The sequence below is a fragment of the Sediminivirga luteola genome, from assembly GCF_014639315.1.
Classification (GTDB): Bacteria; Actinomycetota; Actinomycetes; order Actinomycetales; family Brevibacteriaceae; genus Sediminivirga; species Sediminivirga luteola.
The window spans coordinates 21,673-47,115 of record NZ_BMFY01000013.1 but is presented as its reverse complement, the minus strand read 5'-3'; the positions used below and the strand labels follow the sequence as shown (position 1 = coordinate 47,115).

The window sequence follows — 25,443 nt, the reverse complement described above, 5'->3', positions numbered from 1 at the left end:
GTCTCGTAGAACAGCCTACCGCTACGGGGCGTAGAAATTCATCTGCGGTGTGTGCCAGTTGTGAGAATTCCTAGAGTCGCCGCCCGCGATCGCCGCGTGCATCCGGGGCAGATAGTCCCACCGGTGCAGCTCCGACACGCCCAGGGAGGCCAGGTGCGGGGTGCTCCACTGGGTATCGATCAGCCAAATGTTTCCAAATTGCGCTTCCAGGATGCGCACCAGTTCCACGAGTGCGGCCTTGGAGGCGTCGCGCGCCCGGTGGAACATGGACTCCCCCGCGAAGAAGCTGCCCATCCCGATCCCGTAGAGGCCGCCGACCAAGCGGCCCTCGTGCCAGACCTCCACCGAGTGCGCCCAGCCCTGTTCGTGCAGGCGGGTGTAGACGTCGATGATGCCCGCGTCGATCCAGCCGCCCTCCCGGGACGGATCGGCGCAGGCGCGGATGACTTCCCCGAAGGCCCGGTCCACGGTGTAGTCGAACCTCCGCACGCTACGCGCCAGCGAGGCGGACACTTTCAGCCGCCCCGGCAGCAGCACGCCCCGATACTCAGGCGCCCACCAGGCGTAAGGCGGTGCCCCCTGCTCGCCGAGGCCCATCGGGAACAGCCCGGCCCGGTACGCACTGAGGACCTGAGCGGGATCCAGGCGCGCCGTCAGCGCGCGGATCTCGCTCAGGTCCTCAGCCATGGCCCTCCCGCTTGCGCGGAGTCGTTCAGTGGAACGAGTCGCCGCAGGCACAGGAGCCGGCGGCGTTCGGGTTGTCGATGGTGAACCCCTGCTTCTCGATGGTGTCGGCGAAGTCGATAGTGGAGCCGTCCAGGTAGGGCACGCTCATCTTGTCGACGATCACCTCGACGCCGTCGAAGTCCCGCACGGCGTCGCCGTCCAGGACGCGCTCATCGAAGTAGAGCTGGTAGATCAGCCCGGAGCAGCCGCCGGGCTGCACGGCGACCCGCAGGCGCAGGTCCTCCCGGCCCTCCTGGTGCAGAAGCGCCCGGACCTTGTCGGCGGCGGTGTCCGTCAGCGTCACGCCGTGGGTGGCGATGTTCTCGGTCTCGGCAACGGTCATGATGGTTCCTCACCTGGTGGCGGATTGCTTGCTTCCCAGTGTAAGTCCGCCGGGGCGCTCTTTCATTCCCTTCTGCGGGCTGGTTCCCGTGTTCAGGCCGTGCCGCTGCCGGCGCCACCCTGGCCGCTGCGGGCCAGGAACAGCGCTTCGGCGACGACGGCCCTGCGGAAGTCCGGCAGGTACAGGGACTCGTTCGGGCTGTGCGCCCGGGTATCGGGGTCCTCCACGCCCGTGACCAGGATGGCGGCCTGCGGGAAGACGTCCAGGAGGTCCGCGATGAACGGGATCGAACCGCCGATCCCGGTGTCCACCGGCGTCGTGGGCACGCCGAGGTCGTGCCCCCAGGCATCGGCGAGGCACTCGCGCATGAGTACCACCGACGGCGCCGCCACATCCGCCTGCCAGGGCCGTCCCGCTTCCTCCTCGCCGAACTCCAGGTGAGCGCCGAAGGGCGCATGCTCACGCAGATGCGCTTTGAGGGCTGCCAGCGCCTCCGCCGGGTCCACCCCCGGCCCGATGCGCATCGAGATCTTTGCGCGTACGCTCGCCTGCAGGGTATTGGAGGCGCGCTCGACCGCCGGCAGGTCCAGTCCGGTGACGGTCAGCGCCGGCTGCTGCCACAGCCGCGAGGCGATGCTGCCCGAGCCGATCGGCTCCACACCCTCCAGGAGGCCGGCATCGGCGCGGAAGCCTGCCGGATCGAAGTCGACTTCCGGTTCCGGTGCAGGCGAGGCCAGTCCCGGCACCGCGACGCTGCCATCGGCGTGGTGCAGGGACGCCAGCAGGCGGGTCATCGCCAGGGCGGCATCGGGCGCGGCGCCGCCGTACATCCCCGAATGCAGCGCGTGGTCCAGGGTCGACACCGAGAACTCGAGGCTGGCCATGCCGCGCAGGCTCGTGGTGAGCGCGGGCACGTCCACCGCCCAGTTGGAGGAGTCGGCGACGATGATGGCGTCCGCGGCGAGCCGTTCCCGGTGCGTCTGGAGGAAGGAGCGGAAGCTGGGGCTGCCGGCCTCCTCCTCGCCCTCGATGAACAGCGTCACGCCGACACCGGGCCCGCCGTTCACGGACTGCAGGGCGCGCACCGCGCCGAGGTGGGCGATGACGCCGGCCTTGTCGTCGGCGGCGCCGCGCCCGTACAGCCGGTCGCCGATGCGGGTGGCGGTGAACGGCGGGGTGTGCCAGTCCTCATCCCGGCCCGGCGGCTGGACGTCGTGGTGGGCGTAGAGCAGCACGGTCGGGCGTCCCGGCGGCGCCGGGATCCGCGCGACCACGGCCGGCGCTCCGCGCTGCCCGGTCCCGTCGCCGAGGGGCGCATCAAGGATGTCGACCTCGGCGAAACCGGCCATGCGGGCGAGGTCCGCCACCGCCTCGGCGGAGCGCCGGACGTGGGACTGGTCGAATGCGGGCCAGGCAATGGAGGGAATCGCGACGAGCGCGGACAGTTCCTCCAGGAGCCGATCGAGGTCGGTGTCCACCTGCTGGGCGAGGGCGGCGGCGAGATCGCCGGGGCCGCCGGCGGGATCGTTGCGTGCGTCGGTCGTGGTCATGCCCCCACGGTAGTATGGCCGGGTGTTTGGACGTAAGAAGGACTCAGAGGCGGCAGCGGCCGCGCCCGTGGACGAGGCCGTGACGCCGGCCGCCGTCTCCGAAGAGGAGCGCCGCGCCGCGGAGCAGAAGAAGAACCGGCCGACGCCCACCAGGAAGGAGCGGGAGGCCGCGAGGAAGCAGCCGCTCGCCCAGCCGCGGCGCAAGCCCCGCACCAAGGAAGAGAAGGAACGTCTGCGCACCGAGCGCGAACGCGCCCGGATCGGCCTGATGAACGGTGAGGAGCGCTACCTGGGGCCGCGCGACCGCGGCCCGCAGCGCCGGTTCGTGCGCGACTGGGTGGATGCGCGGTTCTCCATCGGTGAGGTCTTCATCCCGGTGGCCCTGCTCATCCTGATCGTGGGGATGTTCAACAACGTCCAGGTGCAGATCGCCGCGAACATCACCGTCTACGGCCTGGTGCTGCTGCTCGTGGTGGACGGCTTCCTGATGTCCAGGGCGCTGAAGAAGCGCCTGCGGGAGAAGTTCGGCGAGGACTCCCTCGAGCGCGGGCTGACGTTCTACGCCGTCATGCGCGCCCTGCAGATGCGCCGCTTCCGGGTGCCCAAGCCCCAGGTCAAGCGCGGCGCCTACCCGGGGTAGGCGGCTGCCGCGATGCGCCGGGGCCAGAACGGCCCGTGGTAGATGAAGCCGGTGTAGCCCTGGAGCAGGTCGGCGCCGGCGGCGAGCCGGGCACGGGCATCGGCGGCGGTCTCGATCCCGCCGGCGGCGATGACGGTCAGCCCGGGCCCGGCGGTGCGGCGGATCAGCCGGACCATATCGCAGGCGCGCCCGGCCAGCGGGGGCCCGGACAGTCCTCCCGGCCCGGCGGCGCCGACCCGTTCGGCATCCGTGCGCAGACCCTCGCGGGAGATCGTCGTATTGGAGGCCACCACGCCGTCGACGCCGAGTTCGAGCGCCAGTTCGGTCACGGCCACCACATCCGCATCGGCGAGGTCGGGGGCGATCTTCACCAGCAGCGGGACGTGCCCGAGCGCGTTGCGCGGATGCGGAACCGCCTGCGCGGCGGTCTCCTGCACGGCCTGGATCAGCGGGCGCAGCGATTCGACCGCCTGCAGATCCCGCAGTCCCGGCGTATTGGGCGAGGAGACGTTGAGCACCAGGTAGTCCGCCAGCGGTGCGAGCAGGCCGGTGGAGTGCCGGTAGTCGGCGATGGTGGCCTCCAGGCCGGCGACGTCCTTGGTCTTGCCGATATTGACCCCGACGACGGGGCGCACCGGCGCGGGGATCCGCTCCAGCAGCCGGCGCTGGTCCGCCAGCCGGACGGCGGCGGCATCGGCGCCGACGTTGTTGAAGCCCATCCGGTTCACCAGCGCACGATCCCGGGTGAAGCGGAACATCCGCGGCGCCGGGTTACCCGGCTGGGCGCGGCCGGTGATCGTGCCCACCTCGATGTAGCCGAAGCCCAGCCGTGCCAGGCCGCGGACACCATCGGCGTTCTTGTCGAAACCGGCGGCCAGGCCGAAGCGGTTGGGAAAGCGCAGGCCGAGCACCTCGGCGCTCTCCTCCGGACGGGGCCGTAGCGCGCGTCCCACGGCCTCCCTGGCGACCGGGACGCGGTCGAAGGCCTTGATGGCACCGAAACCGATGTGATGGGCCCGCTCCGCGCTCATCGGCGCGAAGACGGTGCGGAACAGGAGCTTGTACACGAATCCCAAGCCTACCGTCTGGGCCGGCGGCCCCGGACCCTGCTGGCCAGCGCGGAGAGCTGCCCGGCGCGGTGCTCGGCGCCCCAGCGCGCGGTCAGCCGCATGGCCTCCAGGATGATGCCGCGGCTCATCTTGGATTCGCCGTGCTCACGCTCGACGAACACGATCGGCACCTCTTCGATGAGGAAGCCCTCCGCCGCCAGCCGGCGGGTCATATCGACCTGGAAGCTGTAGCCGCGTGCCTCCACCTCGTCAAAGTCGATCCGTTCGAGCGCCCGCCGCCGGAAGGCGCGGAAGCCCGCCGTGGCGTCCCTGACGCGAAGGCCCATCACGGCGCCGACCCAGATATTGGCTCCCCGGGAGAGCACCTCGCGCGGAAGCGGCCAGTTCACGACCGCGCCGCCTGGCACCCAGCGGGAGCCGATCGCCAGGTCCGCACCGGCCTCGACCGCCGCGAGCAGCGCCGGCAGATCGCGGGCGCGGTGGGAGCCGTCGGCGTCCATCTCGCAGAGCACTTCGTAGCCGCGCTCCAGGCCCCAGCCGAATCCCGCCAGATAAGCGGTGCCCAGACCGGACTTGCCTTCCCGGCGGAGCACATGGACGTCCTCCCGGCGGCCGGACAGATCCGCCGCCCACTCCCCCGTGCCGTCCGGCGAGCCGTCGTCGACGACGAGGATGTCGGCCGCCACGCCGGCGCGGTCCAGGGACTCGATGGTACGCGGGAGCGAGTCCCGTTCGTTGTAGGTGGGGATGACGATGAGGGTGCTGGAGGGCATAGGGGAACCTTAACGCGCCGGGGCCCGCAGTTCATCACCGCCAGAACGCCCGGGCAAAGAAATAGCCCGGCCCAGCGACCTTCGGACCGAGCACGCCGGGAGAGAGGAGTGCTTCGTTTTCTATGGGCCGCCGAGCCGGGCTGAGCCCCCGCCCCTCTCGGGGCGAAGACGCTGAGACGAATCTACTCGATCTGCCTCGGTTGGCAATCCGACCTGACCAGCGGTGACGAACATCACCGCTGGTGAAGTGCCGGATAAGGAATCCTCATGATTTATCCACTCGTGAAGATGACGGGCCCGCCGCAGTACCTGTCCTAAACAACAGCCGTGGGATTCCGCACCGGGTGCGAGTGAAGCGACGAACCGGCGTGATCCGGCGGCTCAGATCACCCTCAGATCACCCTCCGGCCGCCGATGACGAACTCCCGCAGCCGCGGCAGCGTGCGGCCGGGACTCAGGTCCGGCAGACCCGGCGTGCCCGCCCGAGGGTCCGTGCTCCAGGCCGCCACCCGCTGATCGGCGGCCTGGACCACCAGGTCCCCGGCCTCCCAGATCGCGAAGCTGGCCGGGGCACCCGGCGCGAGCACCGCCCGCCCGGCGCCCAGCCCGGCACCGTCGAGTGCTCGCCAGCCGCCCTTCGTCGCGGCGGTGAAGGCCGCCCGCGCCGTGGATCCGGTCACGCCTCCGGGCGGGAAGACGAGCGCACGGAGCACCTCCCAGGGGCTGCGGGCGGGATCCCAGCCCAGCGACAGGACCGCTCCGGCGGCGAGGCCTTCGGCGAAGTCGTGCCGCCCGGCCAGCGGATCGATCGTCACCGCCAGGCCCAGCGCCGCCACGGCCTCGGCGTGCTCCCCCAGCGGCGTATGGGCGCGCAGCCGGTGACCGCCGGCGCCGATGGCTCCCGGCCGGGCCGATTCCAGTTCGCGTCCGGCGGCGACCAGGGCCGCCAGGCCGGCCTCGTCGCGCACCTCGAAGGCCAGCCCCCGACCCGGTTCCAGGAGCTCCAGCAGCCGCGGCAGCAGGCCGGCGTCGGCTTCCTCGAACTCGGCCACCGGGAGCAGCCGGCTGCTCTGCACGGCCGCCGCCACGGCTGAGGCCTCAAGCAGGGCCAGCAGGTCCCCGGCGGGCAGGCGCAGCGCGTGACGCAGTTCGATCCCGTCGGCCCGCTCGCCGTGCCCGGCAGCGGCCATCGCGGCCGAGGGCTCCCGGTGCACCAGCATCAGGACCTCGACGCCGCCGGCCGCCGCCAGCGCCGCCGCCTCGTCAGCATCGCCGGCCCCGTCGGGGCCCGCGGGCACCTCAGCCCAGGCGTTGACGAACGGCGGTGCGATCAGACAGCCGGCCAGGTCCACGGGCTGGTCCGCGGTGATGACGCGCACCGCCTCATCGGAGCCGAGCCAGGCGATGGTGTCGCGTTCCGTCACGAGCGCGGTGGCGAACGGGTCGACGCGGTTGTAGATCTCCGCGCCCTGATAGGCCCGGGAGGCCGGATGGGCGCGCTGGGCAGAAGCTTCGGGTGATTCAGTCGGGTCCGCAGGCATGGGACAAGTGTGCCTCACCCAGCCGGGGTCGCTCCGCCGGGTGTGGCTGCGCCGTCCGTGCCAGGCGGTAGGGTCGGGCATGTGAACGGACCGCTGCTCGCGCTGGACACGCCGGCGCTGTACTACCGCGCCTTCTACGCGCTTCCCTCCTCGCTGCGCTCGCCCTCGGGGGCTCCCATCGGCGCGGTGCGCGGCCTGCTGGACATGCTGGCCGGGATCATCGGCCGGTCTGACTCCGCCCGGGTGGTCGCCGCCTTCGACGCCGACTGGCGCCCGGCGTTCCGCACTGGGATCCTGCCGGAATACAAAGCCGCCCGCGTCCGGCAGGACCGGAGTGACGGCGCTGAGACGCCGGACGATCTGGAGCCCCAGGTGCCGCTCCTCCGCCGCGCGCTGACCCTGGCGGGAATCCCGCTGCTGGAGCAGGTCGGTCACGAGGCCGATGACGTCCTGGGCACGCTCGCCGCCGAGGCCCGGCAGGCCGAGCGCGAGCTGATCGTGGTGACCGGGGACCGTGATCTCTTCGCGCTGGTCGGCGGCGCGGTCCGGGTGCTGTACCCGGGCAAGCAGATCGCCGCGGCCCGGCTCGTGGACGACGCCGTGCTCGCCGCTGAGTACGGGGTGCCCGGCGGCCCGGCCTACCGGGAGGCCGCCGCCCTGCGCGGGGACTCCTCGGACGGGCTCAGCGGCGTGCCCGGCATCGGCGAGAAGACCGCGGCGCAGCTCATCGCCGCTCACGGCGACCTGGAATCCGTCCTTGCGGCCGCGGCACGCGCCGCCCGCGGGGAGTCCGTCCCCGGGCTCACCCCGCGCCGGGCCGCGCTGCTCACCGAACACGCCGATCTGGCCAGGAGGACCCTGCAGGTGATGACCACCGTCGACGATCTCCCGCTCGGCTTCGATTTGGCGACGCCGCTGCCGGCGGCCCGCGACCGGCAGGGACTGCTCGCCTTCGCCGAGCAGCACGGTTTCGGCTCGGCCGCCACGCGGCTGCTCGCGGCCCAGGACGATGCGCTGGCCGCGACCGCAGGCCAAGGTTCCGGTGAGCGCCCATGAGCTGGACGGAGGGCTTCCTGGTCGGATTCGACCTGGAGACGACGGGGGTCGACCCGAAGAACGACCGGATCGTCACCGCCTGCATGGTCGGTTTCGAAGGGCCGCAGGCACTGGGCTCGCGGGACTGGCTCGCCGATCCCGGCTGTGAGATCCCGGAGGCGGCGACCCGCGTGCACGGCATCTCGACCGAGCACGCCCGCACGCACGGCGCGCCGATCGCCGCGGTGCTGGAGCAGCTGCTGGACGGGTTCCGGCGGGTCGCCGCGGCCGGCGGCGTCATCATCGGGCACAACGTCAGCTACGACCTGACCGCGCTGCACACGGAGCTGCTGCGGCACGGGTTCCCGCCGTTCCTCACCGGCGACGAGGCGCCGGCGATCGTGGATACTCTTGTCCTGGACAAGCAGTTCGACCGGTACCGGAAGGGCAAGCGCACGCTCGGGACGATCGCGGAGCACTACGGCGTCCGGCTGGACGACGCCCACAACGCCAGCGCGGACGCGCTCGCCGCGGTGGAGATCGCGGTGGCCCTCGCGCAGCGCTATCCCAAGATCGCGAAGGTCTCGCCGAAGGAGTTGCACAGCATGCAGATCGGGTGGAAGCAGGAGCAGGCCGCTGATTTCCAGCGCTACCTGCGCCAGTCCAAGGATCCCCAGGCAGTCGTCAGCGGCGCCTGGCCGGTGGAGGTGTGACCGCGATGGGATTCTTCGCCAAACTGCTCAACCGCCCGGGAACCGAGGTCACCCGCCGGATGGACCGGCACCGCGCCCAGCTGCCGGTCATCGAGAAGCTCGGCGAGGAGATCGCCGGGCTCGGGGACGAGGAGCTCACCGCCGCCGCCGGCGAGGTCTTCACCGGCTATGACGGACGCGAGGCCATCTACCGCTTCGCCGCGCTCGCCCGGGAGGCCGGCGAGCGTACCCTGGGCGAACGCGCCTACGACACGCAGGTCCTGGGCCTGATCGGCCTGCTCGAAGGACACGTCGTGGAGATGGCCACCGGTGAAGGCAAGACCCTCATCGGTGCGATGGCCGCCGCCGGCTATGCGCTGCAGGGCCGCACCGTGCACGTGCTCAGCGTCAACGACTACCTGGCCGACCGCGACCACGACTGGATGCGCCCGCTGCTGCAGCTGCTGGGCGTCGAGTCCGGGAGCGTGACCTCGGCCCTCGACCGGGAGGCCAGGCAGGCCGCCTATGCCAAGGAGATCGTCTACGGCGCCGTCACCGAGATCGGTTTCGACGTGCTGCGCGACCGGTTCATCACCGAGGACGAGGAGCAGCGGATCGGCGCGCGCGATGTCGTGATCGTCGACGAGGCCGACTCCATCCTGATCGACGAGGCCCGCGTACCGCTCGTCCTGGCCGGCTCCACAGAGGTCGAGGAGGCCGACGCCGCCATCGCCGCGCTGGTGGAGAGCATGCACGAGGGCGAGCACTACGAGGTGTCCGAGGACCGTCGCGCCGTTTCGCTCACCCCGGCCGGCACCGACCTGGTCGAGAGCCGGCTGGAGGTCGAGCTGTACGGCGAGGACGCCCAGACGCTCGCCGCGGTGAACCTGGCGCTCTACGCCAAGGCGCTCGTGACCAAGGACGTGGACTACCTCGTGGTCGACGGCGAGGTGAAGCTGATCAGCGAATCCCGCGGGCGCGTGGCCAACCTCCAGCGCTGGCCCGACGGCCTGCAGGCCGCCGTGGAGGCGAAGGAGCGGCTGGCCACGAGCGTCAGCGGCGAGATCCTGGACCAGATCACCGTCGAGGAGCTCATCATGGGTTACTCGACGATCTGCGGGATGACGGGCACGGCGGTGGCCGTCGGGGACGATCTGCGGGAGTTCTACGAGCTGGAGATCGCCCGCATCGAGCCTCACCTCCCCGTGCAACGGGTCGACGAGCCGGACCGGCTCTACACGCTGCAGTCGTCCAAGGAGAAGGCCATCATCGAGGAGGTCGTGGAGCAGCACCGCAGCGGCCGTCCGATCCTCATCGGCACCCGCAGCGTCGCTGAGAGCGAGAGCCTGGCGGAGAAGCTCGCGGCCCGCGGCATCGAGCCGCAGGTGCTCAACGCCAAGGACGACTCCCGGGAGGCGGAGATCATCGCCCGCGCCGGCCAGCGCGGCGCCGTGACGGTCTCCACGCAGATGGCCGGCCGCGGCACCGATATCCGGCTCGGCGGCGAGGACGTCGTCGAGGCGGGCGGCCTGCTGGTCATCGGCGCCGGGCGCTATCCCAGCTCGCGGCTGGACGATCAGCTGCGCGGGCGCGCCGGGCGCCAGGGCGATCCGGGCACCTCAGTGTTCTTCACCTCGCTGGAGGACGATCTGATGACGCGCGTGCCGGAGGCTCAGCGTTTCGTCACCGAGGGTGATGAACACGGCCGGATCGACAACCGCCGGGCGGCCGCGCTCGTGGAGCACGCCCAGCGGATCGCCGAGGGCGAGAACACAGCGGTGCACCGGGACACCTGGCGCTTCACCCAGCTGATGGCCAAGCAGCGCGAACTGGTGCTGCAGCGGCGCGCCGGGATCCGCGCCGGCGAGGACGGCATCACCGAGGTCCGTGAGGGCCTGGGCGCGGACCGAGTGAAGGAGATCGAGGAGACCATCGGCGAGGACGGCGCGAACGTGCTGGACGAGACGATCCGGCAGACTCTCCTGTTCCAGCTCGACTCGCGCTGGGTGGAGCATCTGGCGTTCCTCAACGACCTGCGGGAGGGCATCCACCTGCGCACGCTAGCGCGGGAGCGCCCGCACGAGGCGTTCAATACCGAATCGATCGCGGCGTTCAACAGCTTCTGGCCCGATGTGCTCGACGCCTCGGTAGAGGCCCTGCGGGAGGCCGAGTTCACCTCGGAGGGCGTCGATCTGCCCACGTTGGGGATGAAGCGGCCGAGTTCGACCTGGACGTATCTGACCACGGAGTCGGCCTTCGGCTCGGACATCGAGACGATCGTGAAGAAGATCCGCGGCTGACGTCCAGTCTCAGATCACGACGCCGCGGCGGACGGCGTCGATGGCCGCTTCCAGGACCCCGCGGGTGCCCGGCTCCGCGACCTGAGCGATCTGGTCGAGCAGGTCGACCGTCTGCTTGGCCCAGCGCACGAAGTCACCCGCGGCCATGTCCCCGCGGCGCAGCACGCCTTCCAGGCTCCTGCCCTGCGCCCACCGGTAAACCGGCCAGACCAGTCCGGGCTCTGGCCGGGGCGTGCGCGGCAGGCGGTGCTGCTCCTCCAGATCCTCGACCTGGCTCCAGAGCCGGAACACCCGCTCGAGCGCCTCGGTGAGCCGTTCTGTGGGGTATCGCTCGGGCAGCGCGGCATCGTCCCGGCGTGGCTGGTACACGAGCGCCGCGGCCAGCCCGGCGGCCTCCGCCGGGCCCAGGCCGTCCCAGACGCCCTCGCGGACGCTGAGCGCGGTGAGCAGATCCCGTTCGCCGTAGATGCGGATGATCTGGCTCAGGTTGTCCGGCAGGAACTCCAGCGCTTCCAGCACCGCGCACACCCGGCGGTAGACCTTCGCGATCGACGAGGTGCGTCCCTCGATCTGCCGGATCAGGGAGTCGGTGTCCTTGCGCAGCTTCCACCAGCGGTCCGCCCAGCGGGCGTGCCGTTCGCGGTCCGGGCACCCGTGACAGGGATGTGCCCGCAGCGCCAGCAGCAGGTCCTGCCGGCGACGCTCCCGCGCTTCCCGGTCCCCGCCGCCTCGGCCCTGTCGTTCCGCGGCGCTGAGCTGCCGGCGCAGCCGGTGGTACTCGGCGAAGTCGCCGCGTTCGCACTCCATATTGCCGGCGTAGGACTCCAGCGCCTCCTCGTTCTTGCGCACGCGCTTGGCCAGGCCGACGACCCCACGGTCCGCCTGGAACTGGGCGAAGGAGGTCTCCAGGACCGTCTCCGCCTCCTCGTCGCTGAGCCGGGTCGCGAGATTGGCCGCCATGTTGTAGGTCGGCCGGAAGCTGGAGACCAGGCGGTAACTGCGCTTGACCGCCAGTCCCGCCGCCTCCGCCGGGTCCAGCTGCGGGTTCCACACCACCAGGGCGTGGCCCTCCACGTCGATGCCGCGGCGCCCCGCGCGGCCGGTCAGCTGGGTGAACTCGCCGGGCGTGATGGTCGCGTGGGTCTCCCCGTTGAACTTGGTCAGCTGCTCCAGCACGACCGTGCGGGCCGGCATGTTGATGCCCAGGGCGAGGGTCTCGGTGGCGAAGACCACGGAGAGCAGCCCCTCCTGGAAGAGCTGCTCCACCAGCTGCTTGAACTGCGGGAGCATCCCGGCGTGATGCGCCGCGACGCCGGCGAGCAGTCCCTGGCTGAAGGTCGCGAAGCCCAGCACGCCCAGGTCCGCTTCCTCCAGGGTCCCGGCCAGGGCGTCCAGCCGCTCCTGGATCCGCGCCCGGTCCTCCCGGTCGGTCAGCAGCACCCCGGCGGCGAGGCACTGGGTCACGGCCTCATCGCAGCCGTTCCGGGAGAAGATGAAGGTGATGGCCGGCAGCAGACCCCGGCCGCGCAGCTCCTCGATGACCTGGACGCGGCTGGCCCGGCGCGGCAGCCGGTCCCGCTGCGCGCGGCTGCGGTCCCTGCCGCGGTCCCGGTGCCGGCCTCTGTCACGGCCCGGCCCGTGGCCGCGGTAGCCGCCCGGCCGCGGCGTGAACCGCTTGAGCGCGGGATTGGGCTTGCCGTCGCGGCCGAACATGTCGTAGACGCGGTCGCCGACCATGATGTGGTGGTAGAGCGGTACCGGCCGGCGTTCGGAGACGATCACCTCCGTCTCGCCGCGGACCTCCGCCAGCCAGGCGCCGAACTCCTCGGCGTTGGAGACGGTGGCGGACAGCGAGACGAGCCGGACGTGGTCCGGCAGCATGATGATGACTTCCTCCCAGACCGGGCCGCGGAAGCGGTCGGCCAGGTAGTGGACCTCGTCCAGCACCACGAAGCCCAGCGACTCCAGGCGGCTGGAGCCCTCGTAGATCATGTTCCTCAGGACTTCGGTGGTCATGACCACGATCTGCGCGTCGCCGTTGACGACCGTGTCACCCGTGAGCAGCCCCACCCGCTCGGCACCGTGCACCGCCGCCAGTTCGTGGAACTTCTGGTTGCTGAGCGCCTTGATGGGGGCGGTGTAGAACAGGCGGCGGCCCTCGTCCAGGGCGAGCCGCACGGCGAACTCCGCGACCACCGTCTTGCCCGCGCCGGTCGGCGCGGCGACCAGCACCGAGGTGCCGTCCTCCAGCGCCTGACCGGCACGGCGCTGGAACTCGTCCGCTTCGAAGCCCAGTCCTGCTTCGAACGCGCCGAAGCCGGTGCGCAGCCGCGCCTGGCGTTCGCGTGCCCGGGCGTACCGCTCCGCCGGGGAGAGATCCTGATCAGTCATCGTCCTCCAGGCCGTCGTCCGGATCGACCCAGGTGCCCTCCGCGATGGCGCGCTTCTTGCGCCGGCGGTCGTTGAGCCAGCACAGCACCCAGGACAGCGCGAACAGCGCCATCATGGGAATCACCAGGAAGAACATGGAGAGAGCATCGGGCGCCGGGGTGGCGATCGCAGCGAAGACGAACACCAGCATGACGATCCATCGCCAATGCCGGGCAATCGTCCTGGCGCTCAGGATCCCCATCAGATTGAGCCCGAAGAGCAGCACCGGAAGCACGAAGGCCACGCCGAAGACCAGGATGATCAGCATCACGAACGACAGATACTGATCGGCCTGGATGAAGTTCGACGCACCGGTCGGGGTGAAGGCGGTGAGCGCGCGGATCGCGTTCGGCAGGGCGAAGAACGCCAGTCCGGTGCCGGCCAGGAACAGCGGGATGGCGGCGGCCAGGAACCCGAGGGTGTAGCGCTTCTCCCGCCGGGTCAGGCCCGGCACAACGAACGCCCATACCTGGTAGAGCCACATGGGCGAGGAGACGAAGGCGCCGATGAAAAGAGAGACCTTCACCTTCAGATCGAAGGGCGAGACGACACCGGCGAAGTTCAGCTCGGCGTTCCTGCCGTCCTGCGCCGCCACGTCCTCGATCGGCAGCATGAGCAGCTGGAGCACCGGATCGTAGAAGAACCATCCGGCCACGGCACCGGCCACCAGGGCGATGGCCGCGATGATCAGCCTGTTGCGCAGCTCGACCAGATGCGCCTTGAGCGGCATCCGGCCTTCGGGGTCTCGCTTCCTGCGCGCAGTGGGCTTGCGCACCGGGTCAGCTGTCGCGGCGCGGCGCGCTGTCCTGCGAGGGCTGCTGGGTCGGCTGCGATGCCTGCGAGGACCCCGGCCGCCCGAGCTCGTCCTCCGCCGAGGCCGGCGTGGTGTCCGTCAGTGCCCGCGTGTCCTCGCTATCGGTGGATCCGTTGTCGTCCCGCAGGTCCTTGACCTCGGACTTGAAGATCTTCATCGATTTGCCGATGTTCTTCGCGATCATCGGCAGCTTGGGGGCGCCGAAGATGATCAGCACCACGATCAGCAGGATGATGATGTGGATGGGCTCTGGTCGCATCGGCTCTCCTTGCGCAGTGTGGAACGCCTTCCATTGTACGCCCTCACGGCTCTCCTTCGCCGCAGGTCTCCGCTCATCCGTCGCTGCTCTCCTCACCGGCACGGCGGCTGCGGATCCGGCGCAGCGCCTCGGCGGCGGCCTCGGGCGGGGAGACCTCCAGGACCGCGTCGCCGTGCTGGAGCAGGAAACGGTGCAGCCACTCCGGCTCGACGATCGTCAGCTCCAGGGTGAGCGATCCGTCGTCGGCGTGCTCGCGGGTCCGCGCCGGGATCCGCTCGGCCAGATAGGCCCGTTCCGGCGCCAGCCTCAGCCGCACCCGCCGGCTGGTGCGGCTGGCACCGGGCAGCAGGTCGGTGCGCCGGCGCGCTGATCGATCTGCGCGATCCGGAGCCGCGGGTGCTGCCGGTGCGCGTACGGGCTCCAGCGCGTGGATGGCATCGAGCCGGAACCGGCGGTCTCCCCCGGAGGTGTGACACCACGCATCGACGTACCAGGTGCCGTCGGCCACCAGGAGCCGCTGCGGCGAGACGATCCGCTCGGTCATCTCGTCGCGGGCCGCCACGTGATAGCTGATCCGCAGCGCCTCGCCCCGTTCGACGGCACGGGCGAGCGCTCGCTGCACGGCGGGATCCTCCGGCGGGAGCTCCAGGTCCAGCGCGGTGGCCGCGCCCTCGCCCGCCGCCACGCGCAGCTTCTCCTCCGCCGAATCGAGTGCGTCGAGGTGCTCGGCGGCCAGCGCGGAGCCGCGCAGCGCCCGCAGCGCCACCAGCAGGGCGCTCGCCTCGTCGGCGGAGAGCCGGGCCGGCACGGACAGTTCCTGGGCGTTCTCCACGTAGATCCGGTCGCCGTCGCGGATGACGTCGATGAGGTCGTCGGGCATATGGCCGGGGCGGCCGGAGAGGAACAGCAGGTTCAGGTCCTCCTCCAGCTGCTCCTCCGTGATGCCGAACCGGGCGGCGGTCTCCGCGCGGGACGCCCCGGGATGCTCCACCAGCCACGGCACCAGGCTGATCAGGCGGGTCAGGCGGCCTGCGGCGTCGGCACTCATCGGGCCGGTTCCTCTCCCTCGACCAGGGCCGCCAGCCGGCGCTCGACCGCGGCCAGGTGCCGATCGAGCGCGTCGCGCAGCGTCTCCGGCTCCAGCACCCGGACATCGGCGCCGTAGGCGGCCAGCTCGGCGGCGAAGGCGGTTTCGTCCCGGTAGCCCAGCCGCACCACATCCGGATCGTCCGGCTGCACCGTCCCGCGCCGGCGGAGGGCGGCGCCTCTGCCGGGCGCCAACCGCAGCACCGCCCGGCTCTGCTCCTCCTCCGCCTGCATGCGCGGCAGCAGCGCGCGGAAATCGATCTGCTCGGGGCGCTCGTAATCGCCGCCACGGCGCCCCGGCAGCGGTTTCACCGTGCCTGCGATGCGGTCCAGGCGGAACAGCCGCGGCGCCTGGCGATCGAGGTCCCGGCCGTAGAGGTAGCTCGTGCCCCGGCGGGTCAGCAGACCCCATGGCTCCACCCGGCGCGGCTGCGGTCCCTGACGGGGTTTGCGGTAGGAGAAGCCGATCGCCTGGCCGTCACGCACCGCCTCGTACACCGGGGTGAAGGACGGCTCCGGCTGATGGCCGAACATCGTGATCCCGCCCAGCGCCTCGGCGGAGAACTCCACCCCGAGCGCCTTGAGCTTGGTCAGGGCGCGTTCGGCGTGCTGCCCCAGCGCCGCCTGCCGCCAGATGCCCGCCGCAGCGGCGATGACGGCGGCCTCGGCGGGCGTGAAACTCAGCGGCGGCAGCTCGTAGCCGGAGTCGGCGATGCGATAGCCGGAGTCCGATTCGTCCTCGCCGAAGAAGTCGTCGTGCTCCCGGGTGAGGATGTTCACGCCGAGATCGCGCAGCGTCTTCTTGTCCCGGCTGAACTGCCGGTCGAAAGCCTGGTCCGAGAGCTCCCGGTAGCCGTCGATGGACTCCCGCAACTGGGCGCGGCTGATCCAGGTGGAAGTGGATCGCAGCGCGATCAGCACATTGAGCAGACGCTCGGTCCGGTCCCCGCGATCACTCACGTCTTCCACGGTACTACGGGCGGTAGCATGACGGCGTGATCCATTGGCGCAGCGCACAGGTGACGGCTATCCGGAGCGAGTGGCCGGGGGTGCGGGAGGTGGCCGCGCGGCTTGAGGCACCGCTGCCGGCCGCGCCCGCCAGTGAGCCCGGCGAGCACGATGAGCCGGGCCGCGGCGGGGAGCCGGAGTCCGTCCGGGCACTGGCCTATACGGACCTCGTCGGCTCCCCGGAGCCCGGTGATCGGGTGCTGCTCAACGTCTCCTCCCTGGCCCGCCGGCTCGGCACAGGGGGTTTCGCGCTCGTGGTGGCGATCCCTGACCGCCTGCCCGCCGATCCTCCCCCGGGCCCCGGGCATCTGGTGAAGGACAGGTATTCCCCGCTGCAGACCATGGTGCTCGGCGTGGACGATCAGGAGTCCGAGCATCACGAGGCCCTCGCCGCAGCCGGGTCGCTGGAGGGGATGCCGGTGCTCGTCGCCGATCTGCATTCCGCGCTGCCGGCGGTCGCCGCTGGCGTCCTGGCGGCCAGGCCGGGCACGCGCATCGCCTATGTGCTCACCGACGGCGCCGCCTTGCCGATGGCGTTCTCCCGCGCCGTGGCCGGGCTGAAAGAGGCCGGCTGGCTGGCCGGCACCGTCAGCACGGGCCAGGCGCACGGCGGGGATCTGGAGGCCGTGACGGTGCACAGCGGCCTGCTCGCCGCCCGGCATGTGCTCGGCGCCGAGGTGGCGGTCGTCGCTCAGGGTCCCGGCAATCTGGGCACCGGAACAGCCTGGGGTTTCTCCGGCGTGGTATGCGGCGACCACCTCAACGCGGCGCAGGTCTTGGGCGGTCGTCCCATCGGCGTGCTGCGGGTCTCCGGCGCCGACCGGCGCGAGCGGCACCACGGAATCTCCCACCACAGCATGACGGCCCTGGGCAAGGTGGCGCAGTCCGGCGTCGATGTCCCGCTGCCGGATCTGCGCGATCCCGGGCTGGAGTGCCCGCCGGAACTCGCCGGTCTGGTCGCAGAGCAAGCACGCACCCTGGCGGGCCGGCACCGGATCGTGCCGGTGGCCTGCGAAGGACTCGGTGCCGCCTTGAAGACCAGTCCGGTGGCCCTGCGCACGATGGGCCGCGGCCTGGAGGACGACCCCGCCGCGTTCCTCGCCGCCGCTGCCGCAGGCCGCCACGCGGCGAGCCTGCTCTAGCCGAGGGCGTTAAGGACGGGTGAACGCCGCCCGGGCCTGGTCGACCCGGGGGCGGACGACGCAGCCGTGGACGTGGTCGTTCAGCAGCCCCATCGCCTGCATGAAGGCGTAGGCCGTGGTGGGGCCGACAAAGCGCCAGCCGCGCCGCTTGAGTTCCTTCGCCATCGCGATCGATGCCGGAGAGGTGGTCACCGACTGCGGTGCCGGCAGCTCCTCCGGGGCGGGTTCGTACCGCCAGACGAACGCCGCGAGCGAGCCTTCGCGTTCCACCAGCTCGGTCATGCGGCGGGCGTTGCCGATGGTCGCCTCGATCTTCGCGCGGTTGCGCACGATGCGCGGGTCGCCGAGCAGCCGGGCGATGTCCCGTTCGCCGAACTCCGCGATCACCGCGTGGTCGAACCCCGAGAACACCTCCCGGAACGCCTCGCGCTTGTTCAGGATGGTCCGCCAGCTCAGCCCGGCCTGGAAGGTCTCCAGGCACAGCTTCTCGAACAGGCGGCGGTCCTCCCCGACCGGGAACCCCCACTCGGTGTCGTGATAGGGCACGAGCTCCGGGGCGCCGGCGCTCCACGGGCAGCGGGGAAGATCATCGGGGGCGAAACGCTCGGCGTCCATGGCGTCAGGTCCCTTCGGGCCGTGCACCGGCCACCCGCTCCTGACGCAGCCGTGAGCCGTCGACGGTGTGCCGGGCACCGCGCAGCACACCGCGCAGGAAACCGGCGCCCCAGGCCAGGTGCATGGTCGGGAGCACGGCGAGCGTGCAGACCTTGTCCCGCCAGCTCTCCCCGCCGCCGGGACCGGCCGCGACGCCGGCGATGAGCAGCGCATAGGCGCCGACCGGAAGATGCACGACAGAGGCGACCCAGGCGGCCGGCCCGGTCAGGACGTCGGCAGCCTGCAGGGCTCCCACGGCGGCCGAGCAGGGCAGCGCGAGCACGAGTGCCGGGGGCGCGAAGTAGCGCAGCCCGTTGCGCAGCCGGTACCGGCGGACCAGCTCGCCGCGCCAGGTGCCGGTGGCCAGGAACTGCTGGGCCAGGCGGCGCCAGCTCTCCCTGGGCCAGTAGGTGACCGCGAGCCTGGGGTCGAACCACACCCGATAGCCGGCTTCGCGGATGCGCAGGTTCAGCTCCCAGTCCTCGCCGCGCCGGATGGTCTCGTCGTACAGGCCGACCTCGTCCAGCACCGCGCGGCGCATGACGCCCAGATAGGCGGACTCGGCCTCGCCGGGCTCGCCGCCGCTGTGATAGGCGGCGCCGCCGAGGCCGATGCGTGAGTTGTAGGCGCGGGCGACGGCGCGCTGGAACGGACGTCTGCCATGGGCCCGCATCACGCCGCCGACATTGGCCGCGCGCTGCTCGGCGAGGATCTCCAGGCCCAGCGCCGCGTAGCCCGGCGGCAGCTCGGAGTGCGCGTCGACGCGGACGACGGTGGGATGGGAACTGGCCCGGATGGCGGCGTTCAGGCCGATCGGGATATCGGTGCCCGGGTTGTCGACCAGCACGATGCGCGGATCTTGGGCGGCCAGGTCCCTGGCCAGCTCCGTGGTGCCGTCGGTGGAGGGACCCAGCGCCAGCACGATCTCGACGGGACCGTCGACCTCCTGCCGCAGCACGGTCTCGACCGCCTGGCGCAGATAGGCGCGCTCGTTCAGGACGGGCATCACGAAGGACACGCCGCTTCCCGGCGCCGGGACCGGGGCGTCCCGCCTGGATTCGGGGGCAGGGTGCTGACTGCCGGCGGGACCGTTTTCCATGGGGTCGATTCTATGCGCCGCCGCGGACCCGGGCGGATTCACCACACCGGCGGCCGGGGCAGGCCCGCGCGTTCGGCGATGAACTCCGCCAGTGGCGCGTAGAGCTGGGAGGGCACATTGTCGTCCAGCGGGACGCAGACCTCGACCTGTCCCTGGGCCTCGGCGACGAAGAGCGCCGGATCGTTGCAGTCGGCCACGCCGATGGTGCGCAGGCCGGCGCTGCCGGCCGCCCCCGCCCAGCCGTGATCGGCGATCACGAGTCCAGGCTCCGTGTTTTCCTCCGTGCCGTCCCTTGCCAGCGCGGCCAGCAGGGCGCGCATCGGCTCCGGGGCATGGGTGTGCAGGGCGCTGCCGTGGCGCTGCCAGTACCAGACGCCGCCGAGGTGCCGCAGGTCTCCCCCGCCTGCCGGCTGCCGGTCGTCGACGGGGATCCCGCCAGTCAGGGTGAGCACCCGGGCGCCGGCCTGGGCAGCGGCCTGGGCGAGGGAGGCGTAGACGGGCAGCATCCCGGCCGGATGACCGGAGGCGAAGAGCAGCGGTTCCCCGGCGGCGACCGCCTCACCGAGGACCTCGGCGTACCGCTCGGCGGCGGCGATGCATGCTCCCGCCGAGATGGTGTCCTGGCCCTGAGTGTGATCCGGGTCGGGGTCGATGCCGGCTTTGTCCACCATGAGGGCGAAGACGCTCTCGGCATCCCAGTGCCGGGTCAGCTCCACGCCGAAGTGGAAGCCCTCCTCCTGGTCCAGGAAGCGGCGTATGTGCAGGAGGTTGTTCTCCCGCGGGGTGGCGACGTTCCCGGTGATCCGCGCGGCGTCGAGGGCCGCTGCCAGCTGTGCGTGCTCGCCGGTCATGCGTGGGTTCTCTCCTTGTCGCAGGGCTTGTCCCAGGGGCGCGGGCTCACGGCTCGCGCCAACCGGCATCGACCGGTCGCGCGAACGCCACCAGGCACTCTACCGTTTACCGCGTCGCGTAGAACGCCACCGCCGAGGAGGCCGCGACGTTGAGCGAGTCCACCCCGTGCATCATCGGGATCGTCACCCGCCGGTCCAGCATGCGGTCCGCCGCCGGCGTGAGCCCGTGGCCCTCGGTGCCGAACACCAGGGCGAGGCGCTCATGGTCCTCTGCCGCCAGCTCGTCCAGGGTGATCGCGCCCTCGCCCAGGGTCATGCCCGCCACCGCGAACCCCGCCTGCCGCAGTACGCCGATGCCCGCCGGCCACGGCTCGATCCGCGTCCACGGCACCTGGAACACCGTGCCCATCGACACCCGGATCGCGCGGCGGTACAGCGGGTCCGCGCAGCGGGGCGTGACCAGCACGGCATCGACGCCCAGGCCCGCGGCGGAACGGAAGATCGCGCCCACGTTCGTGTGGTCCACGATGTCCTCCAGCACCGCCACCCGCCGGGCGCCGCGGTTCCCGCCGGCAGCGCCGAGCAGGGTGGCGGCGTCCGGCAGCGCGGGCCGTTCCATCGCGGCCAGGGCGCCGCGGTGCAGGTGGTAGCCGGTGAGGGATTCGAGCACCTCGTCCTCACCGGTGTAGACCGGGACGTCCGGGAAGCGGCCGAGCACATCGGCCATGCCCTCGAGCCATTTCGGCGCCATCAGGAAGGAGCGCGGCCGGTGGCCGGCATCGACGGCCCGGCGGATGACGGTGGAGGACTCCGCCATGAACAGGCCCCGCTCGGGCTCGGTCCGACGGCGCAGCGCCACATCGGTCAGCGTGGTGTAGTCGGCCACCCGCGGATCGGCCGGATCCCGGATGACGACGGGCTCACATGCCAAGGATCCTCCAGAGCGCCACCAGGCCCAGCGCGACGATGACGGCCCGCAGCACGATGGGGTTGAACCGGCGCCCCAGGCGCGCCCCGAAGTAGCCGCCGATGAGGGAGCCGACGGCGATCAACCCCACCGCCGCCCAGTCGATCCGGTCGTGGCCGACGATGATGTAGCAGCTGGCGGCGACCGTGTTGACCACCAGGACGAGGACGTTCTTGGCCCCGTTGATCCGCTGCAGGGAGTCCGGCAGCAGCAGGCCGAACAGGGCGATCAGGATGATGCCCTGCGCGGCGGCGAAGTAGCCGCCGTAAATAGCGGTGAGGAACGTCGCCAGGATCACCAGCACGGCCCGGCCCGCGCCCAGCGGCGGCGGCTCCGCGGCGGGGGCGGGCAGGTCGGTGTGCGCCTTGCGGGATTTCAGCCAGCGCTGCAGTAGCGGCTGCACCACCACGAGGACGAGCGCGACGATCAGCATGACCGGCACGATCCGGATGAACGCCCGCTCGGGCAGGTGCAGGAGCAGCCAGGCGCCGCACAGCGCCCCCAGGAGCGAGGCAGGCGCCAGCTGCAGCAGCCTGCGGCCCTGACCGCGCAGTTCCTCGCGGTAGCCGAGGGAGGAGGCGATATTGCCAGGGACCAGGCCGACGGCATTGCTCATCGTGGCGGTCACCGGCGGCACGCCGAAGGCGACGAGCGCGGGGAAGGTGATGAGGGTGCCGGAGCCGACGACCGCGTTGATCGCGCCGGCGCCGATCCCTGCCAGCAGGATCAGCAGCGCGGGAACGAGCTCCAAGGCCGCTACACGGCCCGTGCGTGGAAGCGGCCGCCGTCACGATGCACCTCGACCGGCAGGCCGAAGGTCTCGCTCAGGTGCTCGGGGGTGAGGGAGACTTCCAGCGGCCCGGCTGAGACGATGCGTCCGGCCTTCAGCAGCAGCGCGTGCGTGGCGCCGGCCGGGATCTCCTCCACGTGGTGGGTGACCATCAGCACGACCGGCGCGGTCTTGGAGGACATGATCTCGGTGAGGGCGCGCATGAGCTCCTCGCGGCCGCCCAGATCGAGCCCGGCGGCGGGCTCGTCGAGGATCAGGATCTCCGGATCGGTCATCAGCGAGCGGGCGATCTGCACCCGCTTCTTCTCCCCCTCCGAGAGCGTCCCGAACCGGCGGTCGCGCAGATGCGAGACACCGAACGCCCACAGCAGCGCTTCGGCGCGCTCGTCGTCCTGGCCCTCGTACTCCTCGGTCCACCGGCCGACGACGCCGTGCGCGGAGGTGATGACGAGGTCGAACACCGTCTCCCCCTGCGGGATGCGGGAGGCCAGCGCCGCGGAGGCGTAGCCGATCCGCGGCCGCAGCTCGAACACGTCCACCCGGCCGAGCTGCTCGTCCAGGATGGTCGCGGTGCCGGCACTCGGGTGCATACGACCGGCAGCGATCTCCGCCAGCGTCGTCTTCCCGGCGCCGTTCGGCCCCAGCACCACCCAGTGCTCGCCTTCGCTGATGCTCAGTGTGATGTCGTCGAGGAGGACGTTCTCCCCGCGCCTGAGCGAAACCCCGTCGAGACCCAGAACTTCCGTCATGGCCTCAAGCCTAACGCGGTGCTCCTACTCTGGAGTACATGCACCATGATTCTCCGGCTTTCGTCTTCGCGCTCGGCGCCACCGCGGTCCTGCAGGGCAGGACGGCGGTGGATGAGCTGCACGAGCACTGGAACCGGGCGCTGGGCCGCACCGCCCGGGTCGGAGCCGATGACGTCTTCGGCGCTGCCGGGGGCACCCTGGGCTTCGGCGAGCTGCTGGGCCGGATGCGCACCGCCGGGGTGTCCGCCGTCCGGCTGGCGCCGCCGAGCCCGCTCGGGCCGCTGGGGCTGCCGCGGCTGAGCCGGGAGGACCGGCGACGGCTGCTGGGTGAGACCGTCTGCGTGGCGGAGACGGACCGGACGGCCCGCGCGGTGCTCTCGGTCTCGGGACCGGCGGTGCGGGTGCATGCCTGCGCGCCGATCCGTTACCAGGCGGGGGCCGCCACGGGGCCTGAGGCGATGCGCCAGCTGCGCGAAGCCGTCCTGGCGGCGCTGCTGCAGGTCGGAAGGGGCGACGATCTGGGCTACGAGCTCACTGCCTGGCAGGAGCGCGCCGTGGCGCCCGGGGCGGTCGAGCTGCCGGCGCCGCTGCCCACCTGGTTCCCGGCTCCGGAGGCGGTGGAACTGGCGGAACTGAGCCTGCGGCTCTCGGAGCTGGCCGGGCAGCTGGCCGACTCGCCGTGGGAGCTGCCGCCCGGCTCGCCGATGCGGGAGCTGAGCCAGGCGGCCGCAGAGGGACTGCTGGCCGCCACCAGGCCATGACGGCCGCCGGTACGTATGATCGAGGCGTGACCACGCGCATCAGCCTGCTCTCTCCCGCCTTGCCGCCAGCGGCAGAACTCTGCCCCGGCGCCTCGTTCACCGTCACCCGCGGCCCTGGTTTCGACCTGGCCACAGCTCTTGTCCCGAGCGCACAGGCCGATGCCGTGCTGAGCTCACTGACGTCGCTGCGCCCAGGGCCGGCGGTCACTGATGTCCTGGCGGTCCCCGGCACCCTGTGCCCGCCGCGGCTGGTGCTCATGGACGTCGACTCGACCCTGATCAACGAGGAGGTCATCGAGGTCCTGGCCGGGTACGTCGGCAAGCGTCGGCAGGTCGCGGAGATCACCGACCGCGCGATGGCCGGCGAACTGGATTTCGCCGCGAGCCTGCGCGAGCGGGTGGCGCTGCTGGCGGGCGTGCCCGGACGGGCCCTGCAGGAGGCGTCCGGCCTGGTGAGCTTCACCCCGGGGGTGCCGGAGTTCGTCGCCGCGGTGCAGGCAGACGGCGGCACCGTGGCGCTGGTTTCCGGCGGGTTCGCCGAGGTGGTGGAGCCGCTCGTCCGGCCACTGGGCATCACCCGGGTGCGCGCCAATCGCCTGGAGGTCTCCGCCGGCACGCTGACCGGCCGGCTCTCCGGGGAACTGGTGGGGCCCGGCACCAAGGCCGAGGAACTGCGCCGGCTCGCCGCGGAGCTCGGCGTGCCGGTGGAACGGACCGTCGCGATCGGCGATGGCGCCAATGACATCGAGATGATCGCGCAGGCCGGCTTCGGGATCGCGTTCTGCGCCAAGCCCGCGCTGGCCGCCCGCGCCGATGCGCAGGTGCGCCTGCGCCGGATGGACGCCGTCTACGCGGCTCTGACCGGCCGGATCCCGGCTGCCGAAGGTCTGGCCGCCGGCGCTTAGCGTCCCGCGCGGCGCACCTGCAACAGCCTCCCGGTGCCCGGTTCCAGCCGGTCCCAGCCGCCCGCCTCGGGCGGGTCGAACTCCAGCAGCGCCGCGGTCGCCGGCGGGAAGTGACCCAGCTCGGCGATCAGCGGCTCCGCCTCGGTGGCCAGCCAAGCGGCGGTGGCGGAGATGACCGGCTGGTGCCCCACCAGGACCAGCGGCGCGGCCGGCTGCGCCGCATCTAGCTGCGTCGGGGCCAGGCGGATCGCTTCGAGCCAGTCCTCCGGTGAGGCCTGGTACAGCGTGCCGTCCAGTTGCAGCCGGCTCCCCGGGCAGGCGTCCCGGATCGCCTCCGCGGTCCGGCGGGTGCGCCGGGCGGCGGAGGCGATCACGAGACGGGGCTGAAGCGCCTCGGCGAGGAAGGCCGCGGTGTCCCGGGCCTCCTGCACGCCGCGCTCGTCCAGCTGGCGGTCGTAGTCGGCACAGGCGGCGCCGCTGACGGCGGTGCCGTGACGGACCAGTGCCAGGCGGAGCATGAGGACCTCAGTGCCCCATGCCCAGGCCGCCGTCGACCGGCAGCACGGCACCGGAGATGTAGGCGGCTTCGTCGCTCGCGGTCCAGCGCACCACCTTGGCGACCTCCTCGGCCAGGCCGAACCGCTTGGCGGGGATGACGGAGAGGTATTCCTTCTGCTGCTTCTCCGGCAGCGCATCGGTCATATCGGTGCGGATGTAGCCCGGGGCAACGACATTCGCGGTGATGCCCCGGCCGCCCAGCTCCCGGGTGATGGAGCGGGCCAGGCCCACGAGCGCGGCCTTGGAGCTGGAGTAGTTCGCCTGCCCGGCCACGCCGTAGAGGCCCGAGACCGAGGAGATGAACACGATACGGCCGAACCGCGCCTTGATCATGCCGGTCACGACCCGGCGCACCGCGCGGTACGAGCCGCCGAGATTGGTGTCGACGACGGAGTCGAACTCCTCCTGGCTCATCCGCATCAGGAGGTTGTCCTTGGTGATTCCGGCATTGGCCACCAGCACAGTCACCGGGCCGAGCTTCTCCTCCACCTCGGTGACGGCGGCGTCGATGGACTCGGCGCTGGTGACGTCGGCGGCGACCGCCAGGGCGCCCTCGGGCGCCTCGCCGTTGCGCGAGGTGACGGCGACCTTGTCGCCGCGACGCACGAACTCCTCGGCGATGGCGCGGCCGATGCCGCGGTTGCCTCCCGTGACGAGGACGACGCGGGGTTCAAAGGCCTGGTCTGTGTGGCTCACGTTC

General features: G+C 71.7%; 26 protein-coding genes. 7 read left to right on the top strand and 19 right to left on the bottom strand.

The genetic code is table 11. The features are described from left to right. Nucleotides 1-21: 21 nt before the first annotated feature. The 3 genes from aat to IEW13_RS13475 form a co-directional block, all read right to left on the bottom strand. Nucleotides 22-687, bottom strand: coding sequence for a leucyl/phenylalanyl-tRNA--protein transferase (gene aat / locus IEW13_RS13485; protein ID WP_188551450.1), 666 nt, complete (start codon nucleotides 685-687; stop codon nucleotides 22-24). Nucleotides 688-712: 25 nt separating this feature from the next. Further along, the gene (locus IEW13_RS13480; RefSeq protein ID WP_188551449.1) at nucleotides 713-1,069 is read right to left on the bottom strand and encodes a HesB/IscA family protein; all 357 of its coding nucleotides are present in this window, start codon (nucleotides 1,067-1,069) and stop codon (nucleotides 713-715) included. A gap of 92 nt (nucleotides 1,070-1,161) precedes the next feature. Then, entirely contained in the window at nucleotides 1,162-2,619 is a 1,458-nt protein-coding gene (locus IEW13_RS13475; RefSeq protein WP_188551448.1) for a dipeptidase, read from the bottom strand. Between the two features lie 22 nt (nucleotides 2,620-2,641). On the opposite strand from IEW13_RS13475, the gene IEW13_RS13470 reads away from it, so the two are divergent. Further along, nucleotides 2,642-3,259 carry a DUF3043 domain-containing protein gene (locus IEW13_RS13470; protein WP_188551447.1) on the top strand — a complete coding sequence of 206 codons (618 nt, stop codon included), beginning with the start codon at nucleotides 2,642-2,644 and terminating at the stop codon, nucleotides 3,257-3,259. Here IEW13_RS13470 and IEW13_RS13465 read toward each other — a convergent pair. The 3 genes from IEW13_RS13465 to IEW13_RS13455 form a co-directional block, all read right to left on the bottom strand. Beyond that, nucleotides 3,247-4,326 carry a quinone-dependent dihydroorotate dehydrogenase gene (locus IEW13_RS13465; protein ID WP_188551446.1) on the bottom strand — a complete coding sequence of 360 codons (1,080 nt, stop codon included), beginning with the start codon at nucleotides 4,324-4,326 and terminating at the stop codon, nucleotides 3,247-3,249. The two genes, IEW13_RS13470 and IEW13_RS13465, sit on opposite strands and share 13 nt — an antisense overlap. Nucleotides 4,327-4,337: 11 nt before the next feature. Continuing rightward, the gene (locus IEW13_RS13460; RefSeq protein WP_188551445.1) at nucleotides 4,338-5,102 is read right to left on the bottom strand and encodes a polyprenol monophosphomannose synthase; all 765 of its coding nucleotides are present in this window, start codon (nucleotides 5,100-5,102) and stop codon (nucleotides 4,338-4,340) included. Nucleotides 5,103-5,494: 392 nt separating this feature from the next. After that, nucleotides 5,495-6,643 carry a hypothetical protein gene (locus IEW13_RS13455; protein WP_188551444.1) on the bottom strand — a complete coding sequence of 383 codons (1,149 nt, stop codon included), beginning with the start codon at nucleotides 6,641-6,643 and terminating at the stop codon, nucleotides 5,495-5,497. An 81-nt stretch (nucleotides 6,644-6,724) separates the two neighbouring features. Here IEW13_RS13455 and IEW13_RS13450 point away from each other — a divergent pair, with 81 nt between their 5' ends. The 3 genes from IEW13_RS13450 to secA2 are packed head-to-tail and all read left to right on the top strand — an operon-like array spanning nucleotide 6,725 to nucleotide 10,670. Continuing rightward, entirely contained in the window at nucleotides 6,725-7,699 is a 975-nt protein-coding gene (locus IEW13_RS13450) for a 5'-3' exonuclease (protein ID WP_188551443.1), read from the top strand. Then, nucleotides 7,696-8,391 (top strand): 3'-5' exonuclease, encoded by a 696-nt coding sequence (locus IEW13_RS13445; RefSeq protein ID WP_188551442.1) that lies wholly within the window; start codon nucleotides 7,696-7,698, stop codon nucleotides 8,389-8,391. Before IEW13_RS13450 ends, IEW13_RS13445 begins: the two co-directional genes overlap by 4 nt. Nucleotides 8,392-8,396: 5 nt before the next feature. Further along, a complete protein-coding gene (secA2, locus tag IEW13_RS13440; RefSeq protein ID WP_188551519.1) occupies nucleotides 8,397-10,670 on the top strand; it encodes an accessory Sec system translocase SecA2 in 2,274 nt (757 codons plus the stop codon). A 9-nt stretch (nucleotides 10,671-10,679) separates the two neighbouring features. On the opposite strand, the gene IEW13_RS13435 is transcribed toward secA2, so the two are convergent. From IEW13_RS13435 to IEW13_RS13415, 5 genes are all read right to left on the bottom strand, one after another. Then, nucleotides 10,680-13,061, bottom strand: coding sequence for a DEAD/DEAH box helicase (locus IEW13_RS13435; RefSeq protein ID WP_188551441.1), 2,382 nt, complete (start codon nucleotides 13,059-13,061; stop codon nucleotides 10,680-10,682). Further along, nucleotides 13,054-13,875: a twin-arginine translocase subunit TatC gene (gene tatC / locus IEW13_RS13430; RefSeq protein WP_308420831.1), complete on the bottom strand. Its 822-nt coding sequence runs from the start codon at nucleotides 13,873-13,875 to the stop codon at nucleotides 13,054-13,056. The genes IEW13_RS13435 and tatC overlap by 8 nt, the downstream gene beginning before the upstream one ends. Before the next feature lie 4 nt (nucleotides 13,876-13,879). Then, a complete protein-coding gene (tatA, locus tag IEW13_RS13425; RefSeq protein ID WP_188551440.1) occupies nucleotides 13,880-14,173 on the bottom strand; it encodes a Sec-independent protein translocase subunit TatA in 294 nt (97 codons plus the stop codon). A gap of 73 nt (nucleotides 14,174-14,246) precedes the next feature. After that, on the bottom strand, nucleotides 14,247-15,221 hold the full coding sequence (locus tag IEW13_RS13420; protein ID WP_188551439.1) for a helix-turn-helix transcriptional regulator: 975 nt from the start codon (nucleotides 15,219-15,221) through the stop codon (nucleotides 14,247-14,249). Further along, nucleotides 15,218-16,219 carry a helix-turn-helix transcriptional regulator gene (locus IEW13_RS13415; protein WP_188551438.1) on the bottom strand — a complete coding sequence of 334 codons (1,002 nt, stop codon included), beginning with the start codon at nucleotides 16,217-16,219 and terminating at the stop codon, nucleotides 15,218-15,220. Before IEW13_RS13415 ends, IEW13_RS13420 begins: the two co-directional genes overlap by 4 nt. A 35-nt stretch (nucleotides 16,220-16,254) precedes the next feature. On the opposite strand from IEW13_RS13415, the gene IEW13_RS13410 reads away from it, so the two are divergent. Next, nucleotides 16,255-17,409 (top strand): DUF3866 family protein, encoded by a 1,155-nt coding sequence (locus tag IEW13_RS13410; RefSeq protein WP_188551437.1) that lies wholly within the window; start codon nucleotides 16,255-16,257, stop codon nucleotides 17,407-17,409. 9 nt (nucleotides 17,410-17,418) lie between these two features. Here the strand turns inward: IEW13_RS13410 and IEW13_RS13405 are convergent, their stop codons facing one another. The 6 genes from IEW13_RS13405 to IEW13_RS13380 all read right to left on the bottom strand — a co-directional run bounded on the left by IEW13_RS13405 (nucleotide 17,419) and on the right by IEW13_RS13380 (nucleotide 22,519). Continuing rightward, on the bottom strand, nucleotides 17,419-18,024 hold the full coding sequence (locus IEW13_RS13405) for a DNA-3-methyladenine glycosylase I (RefSeq protein ID WP_188551436.1): 606 nt from the start codon (nucleotides 18,022-18,024) through the stop codon (nucleotides 17,419-17,421). Nucleotides 18,025-18,028: 4 nt separating this feature from the next. Next, nucleotides 18,029-19,162 (bottom strand): glycosyltransferase family 2 protein, encoded by a 1,134-nt coding sequence (locus IEW13_RS13400; protein WP_188551435.1) that lies wholly within the window; start codon nucleotides 19,160-19,162, stop codon nucleotides 18,029-18,031. Between the two features lie 38 nt (nucleotides 19,163-19,200). Beyond that, nucleotides 19,201-20,013 (bottom strand): phosphatase, encoded by an 813-nt coding sequence (locus tag IEW13_RS13395; RefSeq protein ID WP_188551434.1) that lies wholly within the window; start codon nucleotides 20,011-20,013, stop codon nucleotides 19,201-19,203. A 106-nt stretch (nucleotides 20,014-20,119) separates the two neighbouring features. After that, nucleotides 20,120-20,944, bottom strand: a complete 825-nt coding sequence (locus IEW13_RS13390; RefSeq protein WP_188551433.1) for a TrmH family RNA methyltransferase — start codon at nucleotides 20,942-20,944, stop codon at nucleotides 20,120-20,122. Then, a complete protein-coding gene (locus IEW13_RS13385) occupies nucleotides 20,934-21,731 on the bottom strand; it encodes a sulfite exporter TauE/SafE family protein (protein ID WP_188551432.1) in 798 nt (265 codons plus the stop codon). The genes IEW13_RS13390 and IEW13_RS13385 overlap by 11 nt, the downstream gene beginning before the upstream one ends. Before the next feature lie 5 nt (nucleotides 21,732-21,736). Beyond that, nucleotides 21,737-22,519 carry an ABC transporter ATP-binding protein gene (locus IEW13_RS13380; protein ID WP_188551431.1) on the bottom strand — a complete coding sequence of 261 codons (783 nt, stop codon included), beginning with the start codon at nucleotides 22,517-22,519 and terminating at the stop codon, nucleotides 21,737-21,739. Nucleotides 22,520-22,557: 38 nt separating this feature from the next. Between IEW13_RS13380 and IEW13_RS13375 the strand changes: the two genes are divergently transcribed. Together IEW13_RS13375 and serB are read left to right on the top strand one after the other, a co-directional pair. After that, a complete protein-coding gene (locus IEW13_RS13375; protein ID WP_188551430.1) occupies nucleotides 22,558-23,280 on the top strand; it encodes a hypothetical protein in 723 nt (240 codons plus the stop codon). Between the two features lie 26 nt (nucleotides 23,281-23,306). Then, the gene (serB, locus tag IEW13_RS13370) at nucleotides 23,307-24,185 is read left to right on the top strand and encodes a phosphoserine phosphatase SerB (protein ID WP_229745166.1); all 879 of its coding nucleotides are present in this window, start codon (nucleotides 23,307-23,309) and stop codon (nucleotides 24,183-24,185) included. Here the strand turns inward: serB and IEW13_RS13365 are convergent. Further along, nucleotides 24,182-24,703, bottom strand: a complete 522-nt coding sequence (locus tag IEW13_RS13365) for a SixA phosphatase family protein (protein WP_188551429.1) — start codon at nucleotides 24,701-24,703, stop codon at nucleotides 24,182-24,184. The genes serB and IEW13_RS13365 overlap by 4 nt on opposite strands. Nucleotides 24,704-24,710: 7 nt before the next feature. Further along, nucleotides 24,711-25,439, bottom strand: a complete 729-nt coding sequence (locus IEW13_RS13360) for a beta-ketoacyl-ACP reductase (protein ID WP_229745165.1) — start codon at nucleotides 25,437-25,439, stop codon at nucleotides 24,711-24,713. Nucleotides 25,440-25,443 lie beyond the last annotated feature (4 nt).

Bases quoted from the DNA above. Each gene is read 5' to 3' on its own strand.
- aat (WP_188551450.1), bottom strand. From the start codon at position 687: ATGGCTGAGGACCTGAGCGAGATCCGCGCGCTGACGGCGCGCCTGGAT.
- IEW13_RS13480 (WP_188551449.1), bottom strand. From the start codon at position 1,069: ATGACCGTTGCCGAGACCGAGAACATCGCCACCCACGGCGTGACGCTG.
- IEW13_RS13475 (WP_188551448.1), bottom strand. From the start codon at position 2,619: ATGACCACGACCGACGCACGCAACGATCCCGCCGGCGGCCCCGGCGAT.
- IEW13_RS13460 (WP_188551445.1), bottom strand. From the start codon at position 5,102: ATGCCCTCCAGCACCCTCATCGTCATCCCCACCTACAACGAACGGGAC.
- IEW13_RS13455 (WP_188551444.1), bottom strand. From the start codon at position 6,643: ATGCCTGCGGACCCGACTGAATCACCCGAAGCTTCTGCCCAGCGCGCC.
- IEW13_RS13445 (WP_188551442.1), top strand. From the start codon at position 7,696: ATGAGCTGGACGGAGGGCTTCCTGGTCGGATTCGACCTGGAGACGACG.
- secA2 (WP_188551519.1), top strand. From the start codon at position 8,397: ATGGGATTCTTCGCCAAACTGCTCAACCGCCCGGGAACCGAGGTCACC.
- IEW13_RS13435 (WP_188551441.1), bottom strand. From the start codon at position 13,061: ATGACTGATCAGGATCTCTCCCCGGCGGAGCGGTACGCCCGGGCACGC.
- tatA (WP_188551440.1), bottom strand. From the start codon at position 14,173: ATGCGACCAGAGCCCATCCACATCATCATCCTGCTGATCGTGGTGCTG.
- IEW13_RS13420 (WP_188551439.1), bottom strand. From the start codon at position 15,221: ATGAGTGCCGACGCCGCAGGCCGCCTGACCCGCCTGATCAGCCTGGTG.
- IEW13_RS13405 (WP_188551436.1), bottom strand. From the start codon at position 18,024: ATGGACGCCGAGCGTTTCGCCCCCGATGATCTTCCCCGCTGCCCGTGG.
- IEW13_RS13400 (WP_188551435.1), bottom strand. From the start codon at position 19,162: ATGGAAAACGGTCCCGCCGGCAGTCAGCACCCTGCCCCCGAATCCAGG.
- IEW13_RS13395 (WP_188551434.1), bottom strand. From the start codon at position 20,013: ATGACCGGCGAGCACGCACAGCTGGCAGCGGCCCTCGACGCCGCGCGG.
- IEW13_RS13380 (WP_188551431.1), bottom strand. From the start codon at position 22,519: ATGACGGAAGTTCTGGGTCTCGACGGGGTTTCGCTCAGGCGCGGGGAG.
- IEW13_RS13375 (WP_188551430.1), top strand. From the start codon at position 22,558: ATGCACCATGATTCTCCGGCTTTCGTCTTCGCGCTCGGCGCCACCGCG.
- IEW13_RS13365 (WP_188551429.1), bottom strand. From the start codon at position 24,703: ATGCTCCGCCTGGCACTGGTCCGTCACGGCACCGCCGTCAGCGGCGCC.